The sequence below is a fragment of the Streptomyces sp. NPDC059994 genome (genome assembly GCF_042737755.1).
In the GTDB taxonomy this organism is placed as follows: domain Bacteria; phylum Actinomycetota; class Actinomycetes; order Streptomycetales; family Streptomycetaceae; genus Streptomyces.
Map to the genome: position 1 here is coordinate 51,679 of NZ_JBHWUR010000015.1, position 17,841 is coordinate 69,519.

At 73.1% G+C, this 17,841-nt stretch carries 13 protein-coding genes; 10 read left to right on the forward strand and 3 right to left on the reverse strand.

What is annotated here, in order from left to right; all coding sequences use genetic code 11:
* Positions 1 to 49 precede the first annotated feature (49 nt).
* From ACFWA7_RS11140 to nudC, 5 genes are all read left to right on the forward strand, one after another.
* On the forward strand, positions 50 to 3,436 hold the full coding sequence (locus tag ACFWA7_RS11140) for an ATP-dependent helicase (protein ID WP_385822412.1): 3,387 nt from the start codon (positions 50 to 52) through the stop codon (positions 3,434 to 3,436).
* Between the two features lie 84 nt (positions 3,437 to 3,520).
* Entirely contained in the window at positions 3,521 to 4,411 is an 891-nt protein-coding gene (locus ACFWA7_RS11145) for a hypothetical protein (RefSeq protein ID WP_385822414.1), read from the forward strand.
* Positions 4,412 to 4,523: 112 nt separating this feature from the next.
* Positions 4,524 to 8,225, forward strand: coding sequence for a UvrD-helicase domain-containing protein (locus tag ACFWA7_RS11150; protein ID WP_385822416.1), 3,702 nt, complete (start codon positions 4,524 to 4,526; stop codon positions 8,223 to 8,225).
* A gap of 10 nt (positions 8,226 to 8,235) precedes the next feature.
* The gene (locus ACFWA7_RS11155; RefSeq protein ID WP_385822419.1) at positions 8,236 to 9,654 is read left to right on the forward strand and encodes a dipeptidase; all 1,419 of its coding nucleotides are present in this window, start codon (positions 8,236 to 8,238) and stop codon (positions 9,652 to 9,654) included.
* Positions 9,655 to 9,740: 86 nt separating this feature from the next.
* Positions 9,741 to 10,703, forward strand: a complete 963-nt coding sequence (gene nudC, locus ACFWA7_RS11160) for an NAD(+) diphosphatase (RefSeq protein WP_385533998.1) — start codon at positions 9,741 to 9,743, stop codon at positions 10,701 to 10,703.
* An 82-nt stretch (positions 10,704 to 10,785) separates the two neighbouring features.
* Here the strand turns inward: nudC and ACFWA7_RS11165 are convergent, their stop codons facing one another.
* Positions 10,786 to 11,028, reverse strand: a complete 243-nt coding sequence (locus ACFWA7_RS11165; RefSeq protein ID WP_360839817.1) for a mycoredoxin — start codon at positions 11,026 to 11,028, stop codon at positions 10,786 to 10,788.
* A 177-nt stretch (positions 11,029 to 11,205) separates the two neighbouring features.
* On the opposite strand from ACFWA7_RS11165, the gene ACFWA7_RS11170 reads away from it, so the two are divergent.
* From ACFWA7_RS11170 to ACFWA7_RS11190, 5 genes are all read left to right on the forward strand, one after another.
* Entirely contained in the window at positions 11,206 to 13,389 is a 2,184-nt protein-coding gene (locus ACFWA7_RS11170; RefSeq protein ID WP_385534001.1) for an ATP-dependent DNA helicase UvrD2, read from the forward strand.
* Positions 13,390 to 13,579: 190 nt separating this feature from the next.
* Positions 13,580 to 13,909, forward strand: coding sequence for a hypothetical protein (locus ACFWA7_RS11175; RefSeq protein WP_385822459.1), 330 nt, complete (start codon positions 13,580 to 13,582; stop codon positions 13,907 to 13,909).
* A gap of 161 nt (positions 13,910 to 14,070) precedes the next feature.
* The gene (locus ACFWA7_RS11180) at positions 14,071 to 14,439 is read left to right on the forward strand and encodes a WhiB family transcriptional regulator (protein WP_385534004.1); all 369 of its coding nucleotides are present in this window, start codon (positions 14,071 to 14,073) and stop codon (positions 14,437 to 14,439) included.
* Positions 14,436 to 14,759, forward strand: coding sequence for a hypothetical protein (locus tag ACFWA7_RS11185; RefSeq protein WP_385534007.1), 324 nt, complete (start codon positions 14,436 to 14,438; stop codon positions 14,757 to 14,759). The genes ACFWA7_RS11180 and ACFWA7_RS11185 overlap by 4 nt, the downstream gene beginning before the upstream one ends.
* Positions 14,760 to 14,879: 120 nt before the next feature.
* The gene (locus tag ACFWA7_RS11190) at positions 14,880 to 15,065 is read left to right on the forward strand and encodes a hypothetical protein (RefSeq protein WP_385534010.1); all 186 of its coding nucleotides are present in this window, start codon (positions 14,880 to 14,882) and stop codon (positions 15,063 to 15,065) included.
* Between the two features lie 37 nt (positions 15,066 to 15,102).
* On the opposite strand, the gene ACFWA7_RS11195 is transcribed toward ACFWA7_RS11190, so the two are convergent.
* Both ACFWA7_RS11195 and ACFWA7_RS11200 read right to left on the reverse strand, forming a co-directional pair.
* Positions 15,103 to 16,524 carry an ABC1 kinase family protein gene (locus ACFWA7_RS11195; RefSeq protein ID WP_385822421.1) on the reverse strand — a complete coding sequence of 474 codons (1,422 nt, stop codon included), beginning with the start codon at positions 16,522 to 16,524 and terminating at the stop codon, positions 15,103 to 15,105.
* 63 nt (positions 16,525 to 16,587) lie between these two features.
* Positions 16,588 to 17,721, reverse strand: coding sequence for a ThiF family adenylyltransferase (locus tag ACFWA7_RS11200; RefSeq protein WP_385822424.1), 1,134 nt, complete (start codon positions 17,719 to 17,721; stop codon positions 16,588 to 16,590).
* Positions 17,722 to 17,841: the final 120 nt, after the last annotated feature.

A 17,841-nucleotide genomic window follows, 5' to 3' on the forward strand; every position in this document is an offset into this window, starting at 1 on the left:
CCCGTCCGCACCCTCATCATCAGCACACCCACCAGGACCGGCGATCCACGTGAGCTCCTCCTCCTTCACCGGGCGTACGACGTACCCCCAGGTACGACGGCGGTCCGCCGGCGCGTACCGACTGGTACGTACCCCGCTGAAGCCGGTGGACCCCCCTTTGCTGGACGCACGGCAGCGGGCGGTGGTTGACCATGGCCGGGGGCCGCTGCTCGTCCTCGCCGGACCGGGCACCGGCAAGACCACGACGCTCGTCGAGGCGGTCGCGGCCAGGGTGGCCGCCGGGACCGACCCCGAGCGGATCCTCGTCCTCACCTTCAGCCGCAAGGCGGCGGTGGAGCTCCGCGACCGGATGGCGCTGCGCCTGGGCGGCACCCGGGGCCCGCAGGCCACCACCTTCCACTCCTACTGCTACGCCCTGGTCCGCGCCCACCAGGACGCCGACCTGTTCGCCGAGCCGCTGCGGCTGCTGTCCGGCCCCGAGCAGGACGTGGCCGTGCGCGATCTGCTGGCCGGTCAGCTCGGCCTGGAGCGCGAGGGGCTCGCCCCCGTCCGCTGGCCCGACGAACTGCGCGCCTGTCTGACCACGCGCGGCTTCGCCGACGAGGTGCGCGCGGTGCTCGCCCGCAGCCGGGAGCTGGGCCTGGGGCCGGACGCGCTGGCCGACTTCGCCCGGCGCACCGGCCGCCCCGACTGGCGTGCGGCGGCCGCGTTCTTGGCCGAATATCTCGATGTCCTCGACCTCCAGGGCGTACTGGACTACGCGGAGCTGGTCCACCGGGCGGTGCTGCTCGCCGAGCGCGCGCCGCACTCCGGCACGCCGTCCCACATCTCCTCCTCCGCCCCCTCGTACGGGCCCGCTCTGGCCGATGCGTACGACGCGGTGTTCGTGGACGAGTACCAGGACACCGACCCGGCTCAGGTCCGCCTGCTGCGGGCCCTCGCGGGCGGGGGGCGCACGCTGGTCGCCTTCGGCGACCCGGACCAGTCGATCTACGCGTTCCGGGGCGCCGACGTCAACGGGATCCTCGACTTTCCGGACACGTTTCCGCGTGCCGACGGCACTCCGGCGCCGGTCGAGGTGCTGACGACGTCGCGCCGCTCGGGCGAGGCGCTCCTCAAGGCGACCCGGCTGCTGACCCGGCGGATGCCGATGCCGCGCCTGCCGTCCGAGAAGGTACGGGCGCACCGCGAGCTGGCGGCGGTACGCGCGGGCGGGCGCGTCGAGTCGTACACCTACCCGACGGCTTCCACGGAGCTGGAGAACATCGCGGACATCATCCGGCGCGCCCATCTGGAAGAGGGCGTTCCGTGGCACGACATGGCGGTCCTGACCCGCGCGGGCACCCGCGCCCTGTCGGCCCTGCGCCGCGCCCTGACCTCGGCGGGCGTTCCGGTGGAGGTGGACGGCACGGACATCCCCCTGCGCCACGAGCCCGCGGTGACGCCCCTGCTGACGGCCCTGCGGGCGGTGGCGACGGCGGCGCTGCTGGGTCCGGCGGAGGGGGCCGAGGAGAGCGGTGGCGCGACCGCCGACAGTGAGGCGGCCGATAACACCCCGCCCACCTGGCTCGACCCCGAAACCGCCCTCGACCTGCTCACCTCGCCCCTCGGCGGCATGGACAGCGCCGACATCCGCCGCCTCGGCCGCGCCCTGCGCGACGAGGAGCGGGCGGCGGGCAACCGGGTGCCGCCGCCCTCCGACGTCCTCCTCGCGCGCGTGCTCGCCGAGCCGGAGCGGCTCGTCGCGCACGACCCCGCGTACGCCCGGGGCGCCCAGCGTCTGAGCGCGCTGCTGCGCAAGGCCCGCGAGCTCCTGGAGGGCGGCGGCACCGCGGCCGAGGCCCTGTGGGAGCTGTGGAGCGGCACCCCGTGGCCCCAGCGCCTCGAACGCGCCGCGCTGCGCGGCGGCACGGCCGGACGCAACGCCGACCGCGACCTGGACGCGGTGTGCGCGCTGTTCGACACCGCGGCGCGCGCCGAGGAGCGCACCGGCGGCCGGGGCGCGCTCAACTTCCTGGAGGAGGTCGACGCCCAGGACATCGCCGCCGACACCCTCACCCGCCGCGCCGTGCGCCCCGACGCCGTACGCCTCATGACCGCCCACCGCTCCAAGGGCCTGGAGTGGAGCCTGGTCGTCGTCGCGGGCGTCCAGGAAGGGCTCTGGCCCGACCTGCGCCGCCGCGGCTCGCTCCTGGAGGCCGACCGCATCGGCCGCGACGGCCTCGCCGAACCGCTCACCCCCGGCGCCCTCCTGGCCGAGGAGCGCCGCCTCTTCTACGTCGCCGCCACCCGCGCGCGCGACCGTCTCGTCGTGACGGCGGTCAAGGCCCCGGCCGACGACGGCGACCAGCCCTCCCGCTTCCTCACCGAGCTCGGCGAGGAGCCGAAGGACGTCACCGGCCGGCCCCGCCGCCCGCTGGCCGTCGCCGCTCTGGTGGCGGAGCTGCGCGCCACCACCGTCGACCCGGAGGCGTCCGAGCCGCTGCGGGACGCCGCCGCCCGCCGCCTCGCCCGCCTCGCGGCCCTCACCGACGACGAGGGCCAGCCGCTCGTCCCCGCCGCCCACCCGGACCGCTGGTGGGGGTTGAACGAGCCGACGCGCTCCGCGGTTCCCCTGCGCGACCGAGATCACCCGGTCGTGCTCTCCGGCAGCGCGCTCGACCAGCTCGCCAACACCTGCGCGCTGCAGTGGTTCCTGGGCCGCGAGGTGAAGGCCGACGCGCCCGCGACCGCCGCGCAGGGCTTCGGCAATGTCGTGCACGTACTGGCGGACGAGGTCGCCTCCGGGCGTACGCCCGCCGACCTGGCCGTGCTGATGGAACGGCTGGACTCGGTGTGGGACGCGCTGGCCTTCGACGCGCCCTGGAAGTCGGCCCAGGAGAAGGACAACGCGCGCGTGGCGCTGGAGCGCTTCCTGCGCTGGCACACGCTCGACCGGACGGGCCGCACCCCCGTAGCCACCGAGCACGACTTCGACGTGACGCTGGAGGCGGGCGAGTACGAGGTCCGCATCCGCGGTTCCATGGACCGGGTGGAGCAGGACGAGGCGGGCCGCGCCTATGTCGTCGACTTCAAGACCGGCAAGCAGGCACCCACCGCGAACGAGGTGGCCGCGCATCCGCAGCTGGCGGTCTATCAGCTGGCGGTCGAGCGGGGCGCGGTCGACGAGGCGTTCGCGGGCGAGCGCCCCGCGTCCGGCGGCGCCGAGCTGGTCCATCTGCGTCAGCCCGCCCCCAAGAAGGAGGGCGGCGAGGCGTACCCGAAGATCCAGGCGCAGGAGCCGCTGGCGGGGGAGTGGGTCGGCGACCTCCTGGCCACGGCCGCGGGCCGCGTCCTGGACGAGCACTTCACGCCGAACCCGGGCCAGCACTGCACGAACTGCACCTTCCGTACGTCGTGCTCCGCCCAGCCGGAAGGGCGGCAGGTGCTGGAGTGACGTTTTGGGGCGGAGGGCCGCTGTAGTGACGGGGGCACGACAGTCGCACGATGTCTCCGGTTCACCAGTCCTGAGGAGAGACGCATGCGGGTCAGTCGGAACGTCCTGGTCGTCGCGGTGGTCGGTACGACCGCTGTCGCCGGTCTTGCTGGGTGCGGCAAGGAAGGTGACAACAGGGCCAAGGGCGTTTCCGAGGCCAGGAAGCCGTCCGCGACAGCCTCCGCGACCCCCGTGGACCCGTTCGCGGGGATGACCCCCGACGCGATCGCCGAGAAGGCGGTCGGCGTGACGAAGGCGGCGAACACCGTGAAGGTGGCGGGGTCGGGCATCTCCGACGGTGAGCACATGAGCCTGGAGGTCACGGTCACCCGGGTGGGCAACTGCTCCGGCAGCGTGCGTGTCAAGAGCGGCACGGCCCGCATACTCAAGGCCGACGCCAAGGCCTACTACATGAAGGGCGACGAGGAGTTCTACCGGGCCATGGCCAAGGAGGACGGCACCTCGAAGCAGGAGACCGACGCCATGGTCGAGGTCCTCAAGGGCCGTTGGATGAAGATGCCGACGCAGGCCCCTTCGAAGTCCAAGAAGCGCCACGGCAAGAGCTCCGACGACGACATGGGCCAGTTCTGCGTGCTCTCCGAGCTCGTCGCGGGCATGGACGACGACAAGGACGACCGCACGGGGATGACCAAGGGCGCCGACACCGTCGTCGCCGGTGTGCGCGCGGTCACGCTGACCAAGAAGAAGAGCGACGGCTCCGCCGTGACGATGTACGTCGCCAAGCAGGGGCCGGCCCGTCTGCTGAAGGTCGCCGAGACGGGTGGCGACGAGCCGGGCACCGTCACCTTCAGTGACTACGACAAGCCGGTGACGATCACTCCTCCGCCCGCCGATCAGGTCATGGACCTGGAGAAGCTCGGCGTGACGCCGGACGGTGGCTCCGGCTCCGGAGGGACCGGCGGGCTGAAGGCCTGAGGCCGGACGCCGGCTGAAGGACCGACGCCCGGGCACGAGCCAGGCCTGACGGCCGGCCGCGTTCCGGGCGGGGGTGCGGGGAGTCTCACACCAGCGCGATCGGGGACCACGGTTGTCAGTGGTCCCCGTTAGCCTCTCTGGGGTGCCCATCCTCACCGACCCCGAAGAGCTCAAGGAGCTCCTCGGCATCCCGTTCACCCCGGAGCAGACGGCGTGCATCACCGCCCCGCCCGCCCCGCAGGTCGTCGTGGCCGGCGCCGGGTCCGGGAAGACCACCGTCATGGCGGCCCGGGTGGTCTGGCTGGTCGGCACCGGGCAGGTCGCCCCCGAGCAGGTCCTCGGCCTGACCTTCACCAACAAGGCCGCGGGCGAGCTCGCCGAGCGGGTCCGGACGGCGCTGGTCCGCGCGGGCATCACCGACCCGGACGCGATCGATCCCGACAACCCCCCGGGCGAGCCCCGGATCTCGACGTACCACGCGTTCGCCGGACAGCTCCTGACCGATCACGGTCTGCGGATAGGGCTGGAGCCCACCTCCCGGCTGCTCGCGGACGCCACCCGCTACCAGCTCGCGGCCCGTGTGCTGCGCGAGGCGCCCGGCCCCTACCCCGCGCTGACCAAGTCCTTCGCCTCCCTCGTCAGCGACCTGCTGGCGCTGGACGCGGAGCTCGCCGAGCACCTCGTACGACCGGAGGAGCTGCGCGCGTACGACCAGGAGCTGCTCCGGGCGCTGGAGGGCGCCAGGCTCAGCAACGCGGATCTGCGCAAGGTGCCCGAAGCGGCCGAGGGGCGGCTGGAACTCCTCGACCTCACCGTCCGTTACCGGGATGCCAAGAAGTCCCGTGACCTGCTCGACTTCGGTGACCAGATCGCGCTCTCCGCCGAGCTCGCCCTCACCCGCCCCGAGGTCGGCCGGATCCTGCGCGACGAGTTCCGCGTCGTGCTGCTCGACGAGTACCAGGACACATCGGTCGCCCAGCGCCGGCTGCTCGCCGCCCTGTTCGGAGAGGGGACCGGACACGCCGTGACCGCCGTAGGCGACCCCTGCCAGGCCATCTACGGCTGGCGTGGCGCCTCGGTGGCCAACCTCGACGACTTCCCGCGCCACTTCCCGTACGCGGACGGCCGCCCGGCCACCCGCCACTCGCTCAGCGAGAACCGCCGCAGCGGCGGCCGACTGCTCGACCTCGCCAACTCGCTGGCCGCGCCGCTGCGCGCGATGCACGCGGGCGTGGAGGCGCTGCGCCCCGCCCCCGGCGCCGAGCGCGACGGCACGGTCCGCATCGCCCTGCTCGACACCCACGAGAAAGAGATCGACTGGCTCGCGGACTCCCTCGCGCACCTCGTCCGGACCGGCAAGGAGCCCGGCGAGATCGCCGTCCTGTGCCGGACCGCGGGGGACTTCCCGCAGATCCAGGGCGCGCTCGTCGCGCGCGACATCCCCGTGGAGGTCGTCGGCCTCTCCGGGCTGCTCCACCTTCCCGAGGTCGCCGACCTCGTGGCGGTCTGCGAAGTCCTCCAGGACCCGGGCGCCAATGCCTCGCTCGTGCGCGTCCTGACCGGCCCGCGCTGGCGCATCGGCCCCCGCGACCTCGCCCTGCTCGGCCGCCGCGCCCGCCATCTCGTACGGCGTGAGAGGGCCGGGTCCGACGACCCGGCCCAGCGGCTCGCGGACGCCGTGGAGGGCGTCGACCCGGCTGAGGTGATCTCCCTCGCGGACGCGCTCGACACCTTCCTGGAGTCGGGCGACGGCCAGGACGACGGGCTGCCGTTCTCGGCCGAGGCACGGGTCCGCTTCGCCCGGCTCGCCGCCGAGCTGCGCGATCTGCGCCGCTCGCTCGCCGATCCGCTCATGGATGTGCTCCACCGCGTGCTCACCACCACCGGCCTGGAGGTCGAGCTCTCGGCCTCGCCGCACGCCCTGGCCGCCCGCCGCCGCGAGACCCTCGCCAACTTCCTGGACATGGGCGCGGGGTTCGCGGCCCTCGACGGCGAGGCCTCGCTGCTCGCCTTCCTCGGCTTCCTGCGCACCGCCGCCCAGTACGAGAAGGGCCTGGACAACACCCTGCCCGGCGGCGAGAACACGGTGAAGGTGCTCACCGCCCACAAGTCCAAAGGGCTTGAGTGGGACGTGGTCGCCGTCCCCGGCCTGGTCAACGGAACCTTCCCCTCCACCCAGTCGCGGGAGGCCTGGACGGCCCAGGCCAAGGTCCTTCCGCACGCGCTGCGCGGCGACGCCCCGACCCTCCCGGCCACTCCGGAGTGGGACGCCAAGGGCCTCAAGGCCTTCAAGGAGGAGCTGAAGGAGCACCAGCACACCGAGGAACTGCGCCTGGGCTACGTCACGTTCACGCGTCCCCGCTCGCTGCTCCTCGGCTCGGGCCACTGGTGGGGCCCGACCCAGAAGAAGCCACGCGGCCCGTCCGAGTTCCTGGCGGCGCTGTACGCCCACTGCGAGGCGGGCCACGGCGAGATCGAGGTCTGGGCCGACGCACCGGCCGAGGACGCCGAGAACCCGGCCCTGAGCGAGTCGGCCGCCACGCACGCGTGGCCGCTCCCGCTCGACCCCACGTCGCTGGCACGCCGACGGACGGCGGCCGGGACGGTCCTGGCGTACCTGGACGCGGAGGGGGCGGCCGATGCCGAGCCGCACTACGCGCGGCACGACTCGGTCCACGCGCGCGTGGAGGCCGACTTCCCTTCCGGAGACGGGTTCCACGAGGACGGCTTCTACGAAGACGACCCGTTCCCGCCCGACGACTTCGACGACTTCGACGCCTTCGGGGACGCGGACGACCTGGACGCCCTCTCCGCGCTGGAGGACGGCTGGGAGAGCCTGCCGACTCAGCGCCCGGCACCGACTCAGCGCCCGGCACCGACTCAGCGCCCGGCACCGACTCAGCGCCCGGCACCGGCGGAGCGCCCGGCACCGGCCGACGGCCACGCGCGCGCCGACGTGCCCGCCCAGCCCTCCCGCCCCCATACCGACTCCGCCCCGCAGCGCGTCCTCACCCCCGAGGAGCGCCGCGCCATCGCCTCCTGGGACCGCGACCTGGAGGCTCTCACCACCGAGCTCCGCCGCGCCCGCGCCACCAGCCGCGAGGTACAGGTACCGCCCTCGCTCACCGCCTCCGACCTGCTGCGGCTCGCCGCGGACCCGGACGGCTTCGCCCAGGAGCTGGCCCGCCCGATGCCGAAGCCGCCGCAGCCGGCAGCCCGCCGCGGCACCCGGTTCCACGCCTGGGTGGAGTCCCGCTTCGAGGAGCTGCCGCTGCCCATGCTCGGCCCCGACGAGCTCCCCGGCGGCGACGAGAGCGACGCCGACATCGCGGACGAGCGCGACCTGGCGGCCCTCAAGGAGGCGTTCGAGCGCTCCCCGTACGCCCGGCGCACCCCGCTCCGCATCGAAGCGCCGGTCCAGGTCACGCTGGCGGGCCGGGCGGTCCGCGGCCGTATCGACGCGGTGTACCCGGGCGAGAGGGCGGGCACGTACGAGATCGTCGACTGGAAGACCGGCCGCGGTGCCACCGGCGACCCGCTCCAGCTCGCCGTCTACCGCCTCGCCTGGGCCGAGCAGCACGGCGTCCCGCTGGAATCCGTGACGGCCGCCTTCCTGTACGTACGTACAGGGGACACGGTCCGCCCCGCCCGTCTGCCGGGCCGCGCCGAGCTGGAGCGGATCCTGATGGGCGGGACGAGCGGCACCGGCGCACGGGGCGGTGAGCACGGCCACGCGCGCGAGGAGGCCGCGCCAGTGCCCCCACCAGGCCCGGCCGGGACACCGGCGGACATGCCACCACCACCGGCCGGATAGGCTCAATGGCATGAGCGAGACCCCGGACAGCGCCGTCCAGACCGCAGTCGAGGACACCGTGCGCGCGTACATCGAGCAGCACCGCGCCGCCTTCCTCGACGACCTCGCGCAGTGGCTGCGGATCCCGTCCGTGTCGGCCCAGCCCGAGCACGACGGCGACGTACGGCGCAGCGCCGACTGGCTGGCCGCCAAGCTCAAGGAGACCGGCTTCCCGGTCACCGAGGTCCTCTCGACCCCGGGCGCCCCGGCCGTCTACGCGGAGTGGCCCTCCGGCGACCCCGAGGCCCCCACCGTGCTCGTCTACGGCCACCACGACGTGCAGCCCGCCGCGCGCGAGGACGGCTGGCACACCGAGCCCTTCGAGCCGGAGCTGCGCGACGGCCGGCTGTACGGGCGGGGCGCGGCCGACGACAAGGGCCAGGTGTTCTTCCACACCCTGGGCGTGCGGGCGCACCTCGCCGCCACCGGCCGCACCGCGCCCGCCGTCAACCTCAAGCTCCTGGTCGAGGGCGAGGAGGAGTCGGGCTCGCCCAACTTCCGTGCTCTCGTCGAAGCGCACGCGGACCGCTTCGCCGCCGACGCCGTGATCGTCTCCGACACCGGCATGTGGTCGGAGAACACACCTACGGTGTGCACGGGCATGCGCGGCCTCGCCGAGTGCGAGATCCGGCTGTACGGGCCGGACCAGGACATCCACTCCGGCTCCTTCGGCGGCGCCGTGCCCAACCCGGCCACCGCCGCCGCCCGCCTGGTCGCGGCGCTGCACGACGCCGACGAGCGGGTCGCGGTGCCCGGCTTCTACGACGGCATCGCCGAGCTGACGGACGCCGAGCGCGAGCTCGTCGCCGAGCTGCCCTTCGACGAGGCCGAGTGGCTGCGTACCGCCAAGTCCCGCGCCCCCCACGGCGAAGCCGGGTACTCGACCCTTGAGCGCGTCTGGGCCCGGCCGACCGCCGAGGTCAACGGCATCGGCGGCGGCTATCAGGGCCCCGGCGGCAAGACGGTCATCCCCTCGTCGGCGATGGTGAAGCTGTCGTTCCGGCTGGTCGCCGGGCAGGACCCGGAACGGGTCGAGAAGCTGGTCACCGAGTGGGTCGCCACCCAGGTCCCGGCCGGCATCCGGCACGAGATCGCCTTCAGCGCGGGCACCCGCCCCTGTCTGACGCCGCTGGACCACCCGGCCCTGCAGTCCGTCGTACGGGCCATGGGCCGCGCCTTCGGCCAGAAGATCCGCTTCACGCGCGAGGGCGGCTCCGGCCCGGCCGCCGACCTCCAGGACGTGCTCGGCGCGCCAGTGCTCTTCCTGGGGATCTCCGTCCCGTCCGACGGCTGGCACGCGCCCAACGAGAAGGTCGAGGTCGACCTCCTCCTCAAGGGCGTCGAGACGACCGCCCACCTGTGGGGCGACCTCGCCGCCGCACGGCGGTGAAGGGCCGCGGGCCGCGCGCGGCCCTCAAGCACCGCCGCTGAACGAACACCGCTGAACCCATCCACCCGGGGGAGTTGGAAGCACCTGTGAGCACCACCAGCAGTGACGCCGCCGCGGACCGGCTGATCGGCCTCGCCACACCCATCAGCCTCACCGAGGCGACCGGCCTCGACCGCGCGGCCCACCACCGCCTGGACGAGGCCTGGCTGGCGGCCGCCTGGAGCCACCCGACGACCAGGGTCTTCGTGGTCTCCGGCGGACAGGTCCTGATCGACGACACCGCCGACGGCCGTACGGAACTGGTGATGACCCCGGCCTTCGAGGCCCCCGTCACCGAGACCCACCGCTACTTCCTGGGCACCGACGACGACGGCGTGAGCTACTTCGCGCTCCAGAAGGACTCCCTGCCGGGCCGTATGGACCAGTCCGCGCGCGCGGCGGGCCTGCGCGAGGCCGGGCTGCTCCTGTCGCCCCGGGACACGGGCCTGATGGTCCACGCGGTCGCCCTGGAGAACTGGCAGCGGCTGCACCGCTTCTGCTCCCGCTGCGGCGAGCGCACGGTCATCGCGGCCGCCGGCCACATCCGCCGCTGCCAGGCGTGCGGCGCCGAGCACTACCCGCGCACCGACCCGGCCGTGATCATGCTGGTCACGGACGAGGAGGACCGCGCGCTGCTGGGCCGCCAGGTGCACTGGCCGGAGGGCCGCTTCTCGACCCTGGCCGGCTTCGTCGAGCCCGGCGAGTCCATCGAGCAGTCGGTGCGCCGCGAGGTCTTCGAGGAGGCGGGCGTCACGGTCGGCGAGGTCGAGTACGTCGCCAGTCAGCCCTGGCCGTTCCCGTCCAGCCTGATGCTCGGCTTCATGGCGCAGGCCACGTCGTCCGAGATCAACGTGGACGGCGAGGAGATCCACGAGGCCCGCTGGTTCTCCCGCGAGGATCTGCGCGCCGCCTTCGAGTCGGGCGAGGTCCTGCCGCCGTACGGCATCTCGATCGCGGCCCGCCTCATCGAGCTCTGGTACGGCAAGCCGCTGCCCAGGCCCACGCACTGAGCCCGGCGGGCCACGCGCCCGGGCACACGGAGGGCCCCCACCGATGCGGTGGGGGCCCTCTACGCGCGCGTGGAGCGGAGGCTCAGACGCCTATCTTCTGCTTGACCTGCGCGAGCGACGGGTTCGTCAGCGTCGAGCCGTCGGCGAAGAGCACGGTCGGCACCGTCTGGTTGCCCCCGTTGGCCTTCTCGACGAAGGCCGCCGACTCCGGGTCCTGCTCGATGTTGATCTCGTTGTACGTGATGCCCTCGCGGTCCATCTGGCTCTTCAGCCGACGGCAGTAGCCGCACCACGTGGTGCTGTACATCGTCACAGTGCCCGGCATGCTCTCGCACTCCTCATGTTCGGCTCGATGGGTGGATCTTGGTGATGGAACTCGGCGGGTGAGCGCCAAGGGGAGAACGTACGCGACCGGGCCGCCATTCCCGCATTAGTACGACCAATCCCGCCCCCTGTGGACAACGCGTCCCGTCCGCCTCCGCCGACCTGGCAGCATGGCGGGGTGACATCAGCAACGCACTCCTCGCTCTTCCCACAGGTCCCCGAGTCGGCGGACGCGGTGCTCGACGGCCTCGACCCCGAGCAGCGCGAGGTCGCGACGGCCCTGCACGGACCGGTGTGCGTGCTGGCCGGCGCCGGGACGGGCAAGACCCGCGCGATCACCCACCGGATCGCGTACGGGGTACGGGCCGGGATCCTGCAGCCGAGCAGTGTGCTGGCCGTCACCTTCACCAACCGCGCGGCGGGCGAGATGCGCGGCCGGCTGCGCCAGCTCGGCGCGGGTGGCGTCCAGGCCCGCACCTTCCACTCGGCCGCCCTGCGCCAGCTCCAGTACTTCTGGCCCAAGGCGGTCGGCGGTGAGCTGCCCCGGCTGGTCGAGCGCAAGGTCCAGCTGGTCGCGGAGGCGGGCGCCCGCTGCCGCGTCCGGCTCGACCGGGGCGAGCTGCGGGACGTCACGGGCGAGATCGAGTGGGCGAAGGTCACCCAGACCGTCCCCGCCGACTACCCGGCGGCGGTCGCCAAGTCCCTGCGCGACGCCCCGCGCGACCCCGCCGAGATCTCCCAGATCTACGGGGCGTACGAGGAGCTCAAGCGCGACCGGGGGATGATCGACTTCGAGGATGTGCTGCTGCTCACCGTCGGCGTGCTCCAGGACCGGCACGACATCGCCGAGCAGATCCGCGGCCAGTACCAGCACTTCGTGGTCGACGAGTACCAGGACGTCAGCCCGCTCCAGCAGCGGCTCCTGGAGCTGTGGCTCGGCGAGCGGGACAGCCTCTGCGTCGTCGGCGACGCCAGCCAGACGATCTACTCGTTCACCGGCGCCACCCCCGACCACCTGCTGAACTTCCGCACCCGCCATCCGAACGCGACGGTGGTGAAGCTGGTGCGGGACTACCGCTCGACCCCCCAGGTGGTGCACCTCGCCAACGGCCTGCTCGGCCAGGCGCGCGGCCGCGCCGCCGAGCACCGCCTCGAACTCGTCTCCCAGCGCGAGGCGGGCCCCGAGCCGGTCTATACGGAGTACGGGGACGAGCCCGCCGAGGCCGAGGGCGTCGCCCGGCGCATCCGCGACCTCATCGCCTCCGGGATCTCGGCCGGCGAGATCGCCGTGCTCTACCGGATCAACGCGCAGTCGGAGATCTACGAGCAGGCCCTCGCCGACGCGGGCGTGGCCTACCAGCTGCGCGGCGCCGAGCGGTTCTTCGAGCGGCCCGAGGTCAGGGAGGCGGGCGTCGCCCTGCGCGGCGCGGCCCGGGCGGGGGGCAACGACTCGCTGCTCGACGACGCCGTGGACCTGCCGTCCCAGGTCCGGGCCGTCCTCGGCACCAAGGGCTGGACGTCCGCGCCCCCGGCGGGCTCCGGCGCGGTCCGCGACCGCTGGGAGTCACTGGCGGCGCTGGTCCGGCTTGCGGAGGACTTCGCGCGTGCCAAGGCGGGCGCGACGCTCTCCGATCTGGTGGCCGAGCTCGACGAGCGCGCGGCCGCGCAGCACGCGCCGACGGTCGAGGGCGTCACCCTGGCCTCGCTGCACGCCGCGAAGGGGCTGGAGTGGGACGCGGTCTTCCTGGTCGGTCTCACCGAAGGCATGATGCCGATCACATATGCGAAGACCGACGAGCAGGTCGAGGAGGAGCGCCGACTGCTGTACGTGGGCGTCACCCGGGCCCGGGTGCACCTCGCCTTGTCCTGGTCGCTCTCGCGGTCTCCCGGCGGACGGCCGTCGCGGCGCCCCAGCCGCTTCCTGAACGGTTTGCGGCCGGGCTCCGCGGCTCTCGGCGCCCGCTCCTCGTCGGCGGGTTCCACGGGCGGGATCGAGCGGGGCGCCGCCCGCAGACGGACCCGGCGCGGCCCGGTGCTGTGCCGGGTGTGCGGCAAGACGCTCACCGAAGCCGGTGAGATGAAGCTGATGCGCTGCGAGGACTGCCCCTCCGACATGGACGAGGGTCTGTACGAGCGGCTGCGCGACTGGCGGGCGGGCCAGGCGAGCCTGCTGGGGCAGCCGCCGTACTGCGTGTTCACCGACAAGACCCTGATGGCGATCGCGGAGGCCGTGCCGTCCAGCGGCGGGGAGCTCGCGGTGATCTCAGGTGTCGGCGCCCGCAAGCTGGACCGCTTCGGCACCGATGTCCTGGCCATCTGCGCAGGTGAAGAGGTTGGCGGGAGCGACGAGGAGACCTCTTGAAAACTCGTCGCAAAAATAGTTTGCGCCCGCCCCAGGAATCCCCATAGGTTCTTAACCACGGAAACAGCGGCTTCTCAAGGCCCTGCGTCCGTGCTCTACTTGCTGTACTTATCCGAATACGCATGGGACAAGGCCCCCGGGCCCCAGCTCCCCGAGACGCCGAGAGGAGGCGAGACCAGTGACCAGCTTCATGAACTTCACCAGCATCCGCACCGCCAAAATGACCGATCGCTCGGTCGTCGCCACCTGCCCGCTCGGCTCCTCTCTCCAGCGCACCGGTCTGTCCACCGGTGTCTCCGGTCTGCTCGGCCTCTCGGTCGTCATTCCGTCCTCCCTGGCGAGCCTCCCCGTGCGGAACGGCAATGAGCGACCGACCCAGGCACCGGAAGCAGCAGTAGTGAAGGGACAGGCCCAGGCCTATGCCTTTGCGGCCGCCGGCGCCGGAGCCGAGAAGCAGACGACGCAGCACCACACGATGTGGGCCTTCCGTGGGCTCGAACCCTGGAGCGATCCAGCCTGATCCAGGATCAGGCAGGCGCCTTCAGGGCCGCGGAACCCCACCAGGGATCCGCGGCCCTTCTGTTTGTCCCCGAACGGGGATGACAGCGCGAAGGGGTCTCGGTACCAGCCGAAACCCGGCCGACCGGCCGGAACGACAACAAAGACGAGGAAGAAAACACCGTGCAACTCGAAGCGCACGCCCCGTCCGTACCGCCCGCCCAGACGATCCCCCCGCCCGGTCTCACGGAGGACCCCGCCTTGACTCCCCTCACCGCGCTCACCGCGCTCGACGACGCCATCGAGAACCTCGGCGTACCCGTCCCCTGCCGTTCGTTCGACCCGGAGGTCTTCTTCGCCGAGTCCCCGGCAGACGTCGAGTACGCCAAGTCCCTCTGCCGCACCTGCCCGCTGGTCGAGGCCTGCCTCGCCGGGGCCAAGGAGCGGCGCGAGCCCTGGGGTGTCTGGGGCGGCGAGCTCTTCGTCCAGGGCGTGGTCGTAGCCCGCAAGCGGCCGCGTGGCCGCCCGCGCAAGAACCCGGTTGCTGTATGAACCGCCCGGGAACCATCGACCGCCCCCTCACGAACGACCCCCAGAAGCAGGCCCCGATGACGACGTCCGCCAGCGAGCTCATGGGCTCCGCGACCCCAGACTTCACCACCACCGGCGCGAACGCCTCGCGTCAGAACAGGACCCTCGAAATGCAACTCATGCCAGAAGCCCTCGCCCGTGCCCATATGCACGAGCGCATGCGGGAAGCCGAGGCCGAGCGGCAGGCCATTCGCCTGATCGCCGCCCGGCGGATGCAGCGCCGCGCCGAGCGCGTGTCGATGCGTGCCCGCCGCGCCCTGGCCATGGCCGTCATGCAGTAACGACGGCACCGCCGAACAGAGCGCGAAGTGACGAATGAGCCCGCGGGGGCCGGTCCGAACGGACCCGCCCCCGCGGTGCGTTGTGCCCGCAACCACCGGCCGCGGCGGTATCGTCACGAAATGGACGACCCGACTCAGCCGGTTGCCGAGACCGTTGTGTGCTCGCGCTGCGGCACCCCCGCCGAGAGCACTCCGCCGACCTGGACCTATTCCGTCGAGAACGGTGAGCGTCGCTACTTCTGCGACGCCTGCGCGCGCGCCAACCTCCGGGCGATCGAGAGCAGACTCGACTCCGTGTGGTGGTGACCCGCGCGCGGCCCCGCCCCGCCGGCCCCGACGGAGCTCACGCCCCGGCGGGCTGCTCGTCCTCCTCGTCGTCCGGCTCCCCGGCGTCCAGGATCATCAGGTTCTCCACCCCGCCCAGCTCCTCCACATCGGCGGGCAGGAACCCGGGCACCCACTGCTCCAGCTCGTCCCGCAGCCGGACCGTCGCGTCCAGCTGGCACAGCACCCCGATGGTGGAGAGCGTCACCCGGTGTATCAGCAGATACGCGGGCGGCAGATTGAGCTGCTTGCCCAACTGGTGCGCGGGGGAGCGCGGGTCGGCGATCCGGGCCGCCTGCCCGCGCATCCAGGCACGGGTGAAGGTGAACTCGTCCGCCTGCGCGGGCTCGATGATGGGCAGCAGATAGTCCAGGACCGCGTCCGGGTCGAGGTCTATGGACTCCTTCACGAAGCCTCCCTCGCACAGCAGCGCGTAGACGGCCTCGGCGTCGCCTTCGAGCGTCATCCGCAGCGAGTCGCCGATCGTCCGGGGCAGCCCGCCCGGCAGCCGGTCCACCGTCCCGAAGTCCAGCACGCCCAGCCGCCATGCGCCGTCCTCCTTCTCCGGCGGCAGCAGCCGGAAGTTGCCCGGATGCGGGTCCGCGTGCAGCAGCCCGGTCCGCGCCGGACCCGAGAAGAGGAACCTCGCCAGCAGCTGACCCGCCCGGTCGCGCTGCTCCTCAGTACCGTCCGCGATCACTTCGGACAGCGGGGTCCCGTCGATCCACTCGGTCACCAGGACCTGGTCGCGCTGGTGGACCACATCGGGTACCACCACATCCGGGTCGTCCGCGAACTCCGCCGCGTGCTCCCGCTGGGCCTGTGCCTCCAGCTCGTAGTCCAGCTCCTCCGAGACCCGGTCGCGCAGCTCCGAGATGAGCGGCTTGATGTCCATGCCCGGGATCAGCGGCCCGAGCAGCCGGGCGAACCGGCTCAACTGCGTCAGGTCCGAGAGCAGCGCCTCCCCGGCGCCCGGGTACTGCACCTTGACCGCGACCTCGCGCCCGTCGTGCCAGACCGCCCGGTGCACCTGCCCGATCGAGGCCGCCGCGGCGGGCTTCTCCTCGAACTCCAGGAACAGCTCGCGCCACTCCTCCCCGAGCCGCTCCGCGAGCACCGCGTGCACGGTACGGGTCGGCATGGGCGGCGCCGCCTCCTGCAACTTGGTCAGCGCGGCCCGGTAGGGACCGGCGATCTCCTCGGGCAGCGCCGACTCGAAGACGGACATGGCCTGCCCGAACTTCATCGCCCCGCCCTTGAGTTCGCCCAGGACCTTGAAGAGCTGCTCGGCGGTGCGCTGCTGGATCTCGCGGCCGACTATCTCCGCGGACTTGCCCCCGATCCGTTTGCCCAGGCCCCAGGTGGCACGCCCGGCGAAACCAAGTGGCAGCGCAGCCAACTTGGCGGTCCGGGTGACCGCCTTCCGGGGAAGATCAGACATGCGCCCCTCCAAATCCCAGCCGGCCGTGCCGCGCGCCTCGCGGCAGTGCGTCGTTGACAGCGGTTACCGGGCCATTGTGTCCTGCGGCCGTGCGCCCCCCGAGGTGTCCTCCCCTTCACTGTTCCCACCAGCGCCGCAGGGACAGTCGAGCCGGGCCCCGAGGCGCCGCGGCCGCCAGCCGAGCATCGGCAGCGACGCCTCCCAACGCGTGCCCGTACACGCCGGGAGGTCGCCGTCCAGAAAGGCCAGTGCGTGCGCCGCGGCCAGCCCCGCCACGGCGGTCGCGAGCGCCAGGTCGCAGGCCGGTACGGCACCCTGACGGCGGCCCGAGCGCCACTGCGCCAGCATCCGGGGCCAGCCGGGATCGCGCTCGGCCCGCTCCAGCGCCAGGCAGCCCGCGCACCCGGTGCCACCGGGCAGGATCAGTGGCCCCACGAGCCCGGTCGCCTCCACAACTCCCGCGTACAGATGGGGGATGCCCGCCGCCACCCACTCCGCGCCGGTCACCGGATCCGGTGCGTACACATCAAGCCCGTCCCTGGGGGCCACCACGATCAGTGACAGCCCGGTCGGCTCGTCGCCCTCGCCGGACCGGGGCGGACGGCCCGGCGCCGCGCCCCGCACGAGCTGCTGGGCCGCCGGGACCCTGCGCTCGCCCACCGCCTGCTCGGGCATGCCGCCGGGCGCCACGTCCCACGGCTGCACCCTCCCGCCGTCGAGCACCTCCACCCGCCCCACCCCCGACGCGGCGAGGACCGAGGCGATCGTCGCCCCCACCCGCCCCGCGCCCCGCACCTGCACCTTCAGGGACCGGCGGGCCGCCAACCGCTGCGCCCCGCCGCCCGGTTCGGGATGGACCAGGCAGAGCGAGGCCAGATCGGATCTGGTCCGGTCGAACGCCTCGGCCCGCCCGCGCAGCGCCTCCGCCGCCGGGCCGCCGGCCGTCGGGTCGTCGACCACCCCGGCCTCGGTCAACCGCTCCACCAGCGCGTCCACTTGGCCGGGCGACAGGTCCAGGGCCCTGGCCTCCTCGTACAGCAGCGGCAGGCCGCGGGTGCCGTCCAGGAGCTCCAGGAAACTCCCCGTGGCAGTGTCCACGGGCGAGACCACCACCGCCCGCGCGGGTGTCACCCCGAATTGCACGGTCTGCCGGTCGCGCCACGCCCGGCGCAGTGCCGGCTTCAGCATCGGATGCATGTCAACCCCCGTTGTTCCGCGCGTCCGCTTCCGGGCGCGAGCCACCGTCCGATCACGAGCCGGTCATGGGCCATCCGGCATGAGCCGCCATGCTTCGTCCGGTCACGATCCGTCCTGCGA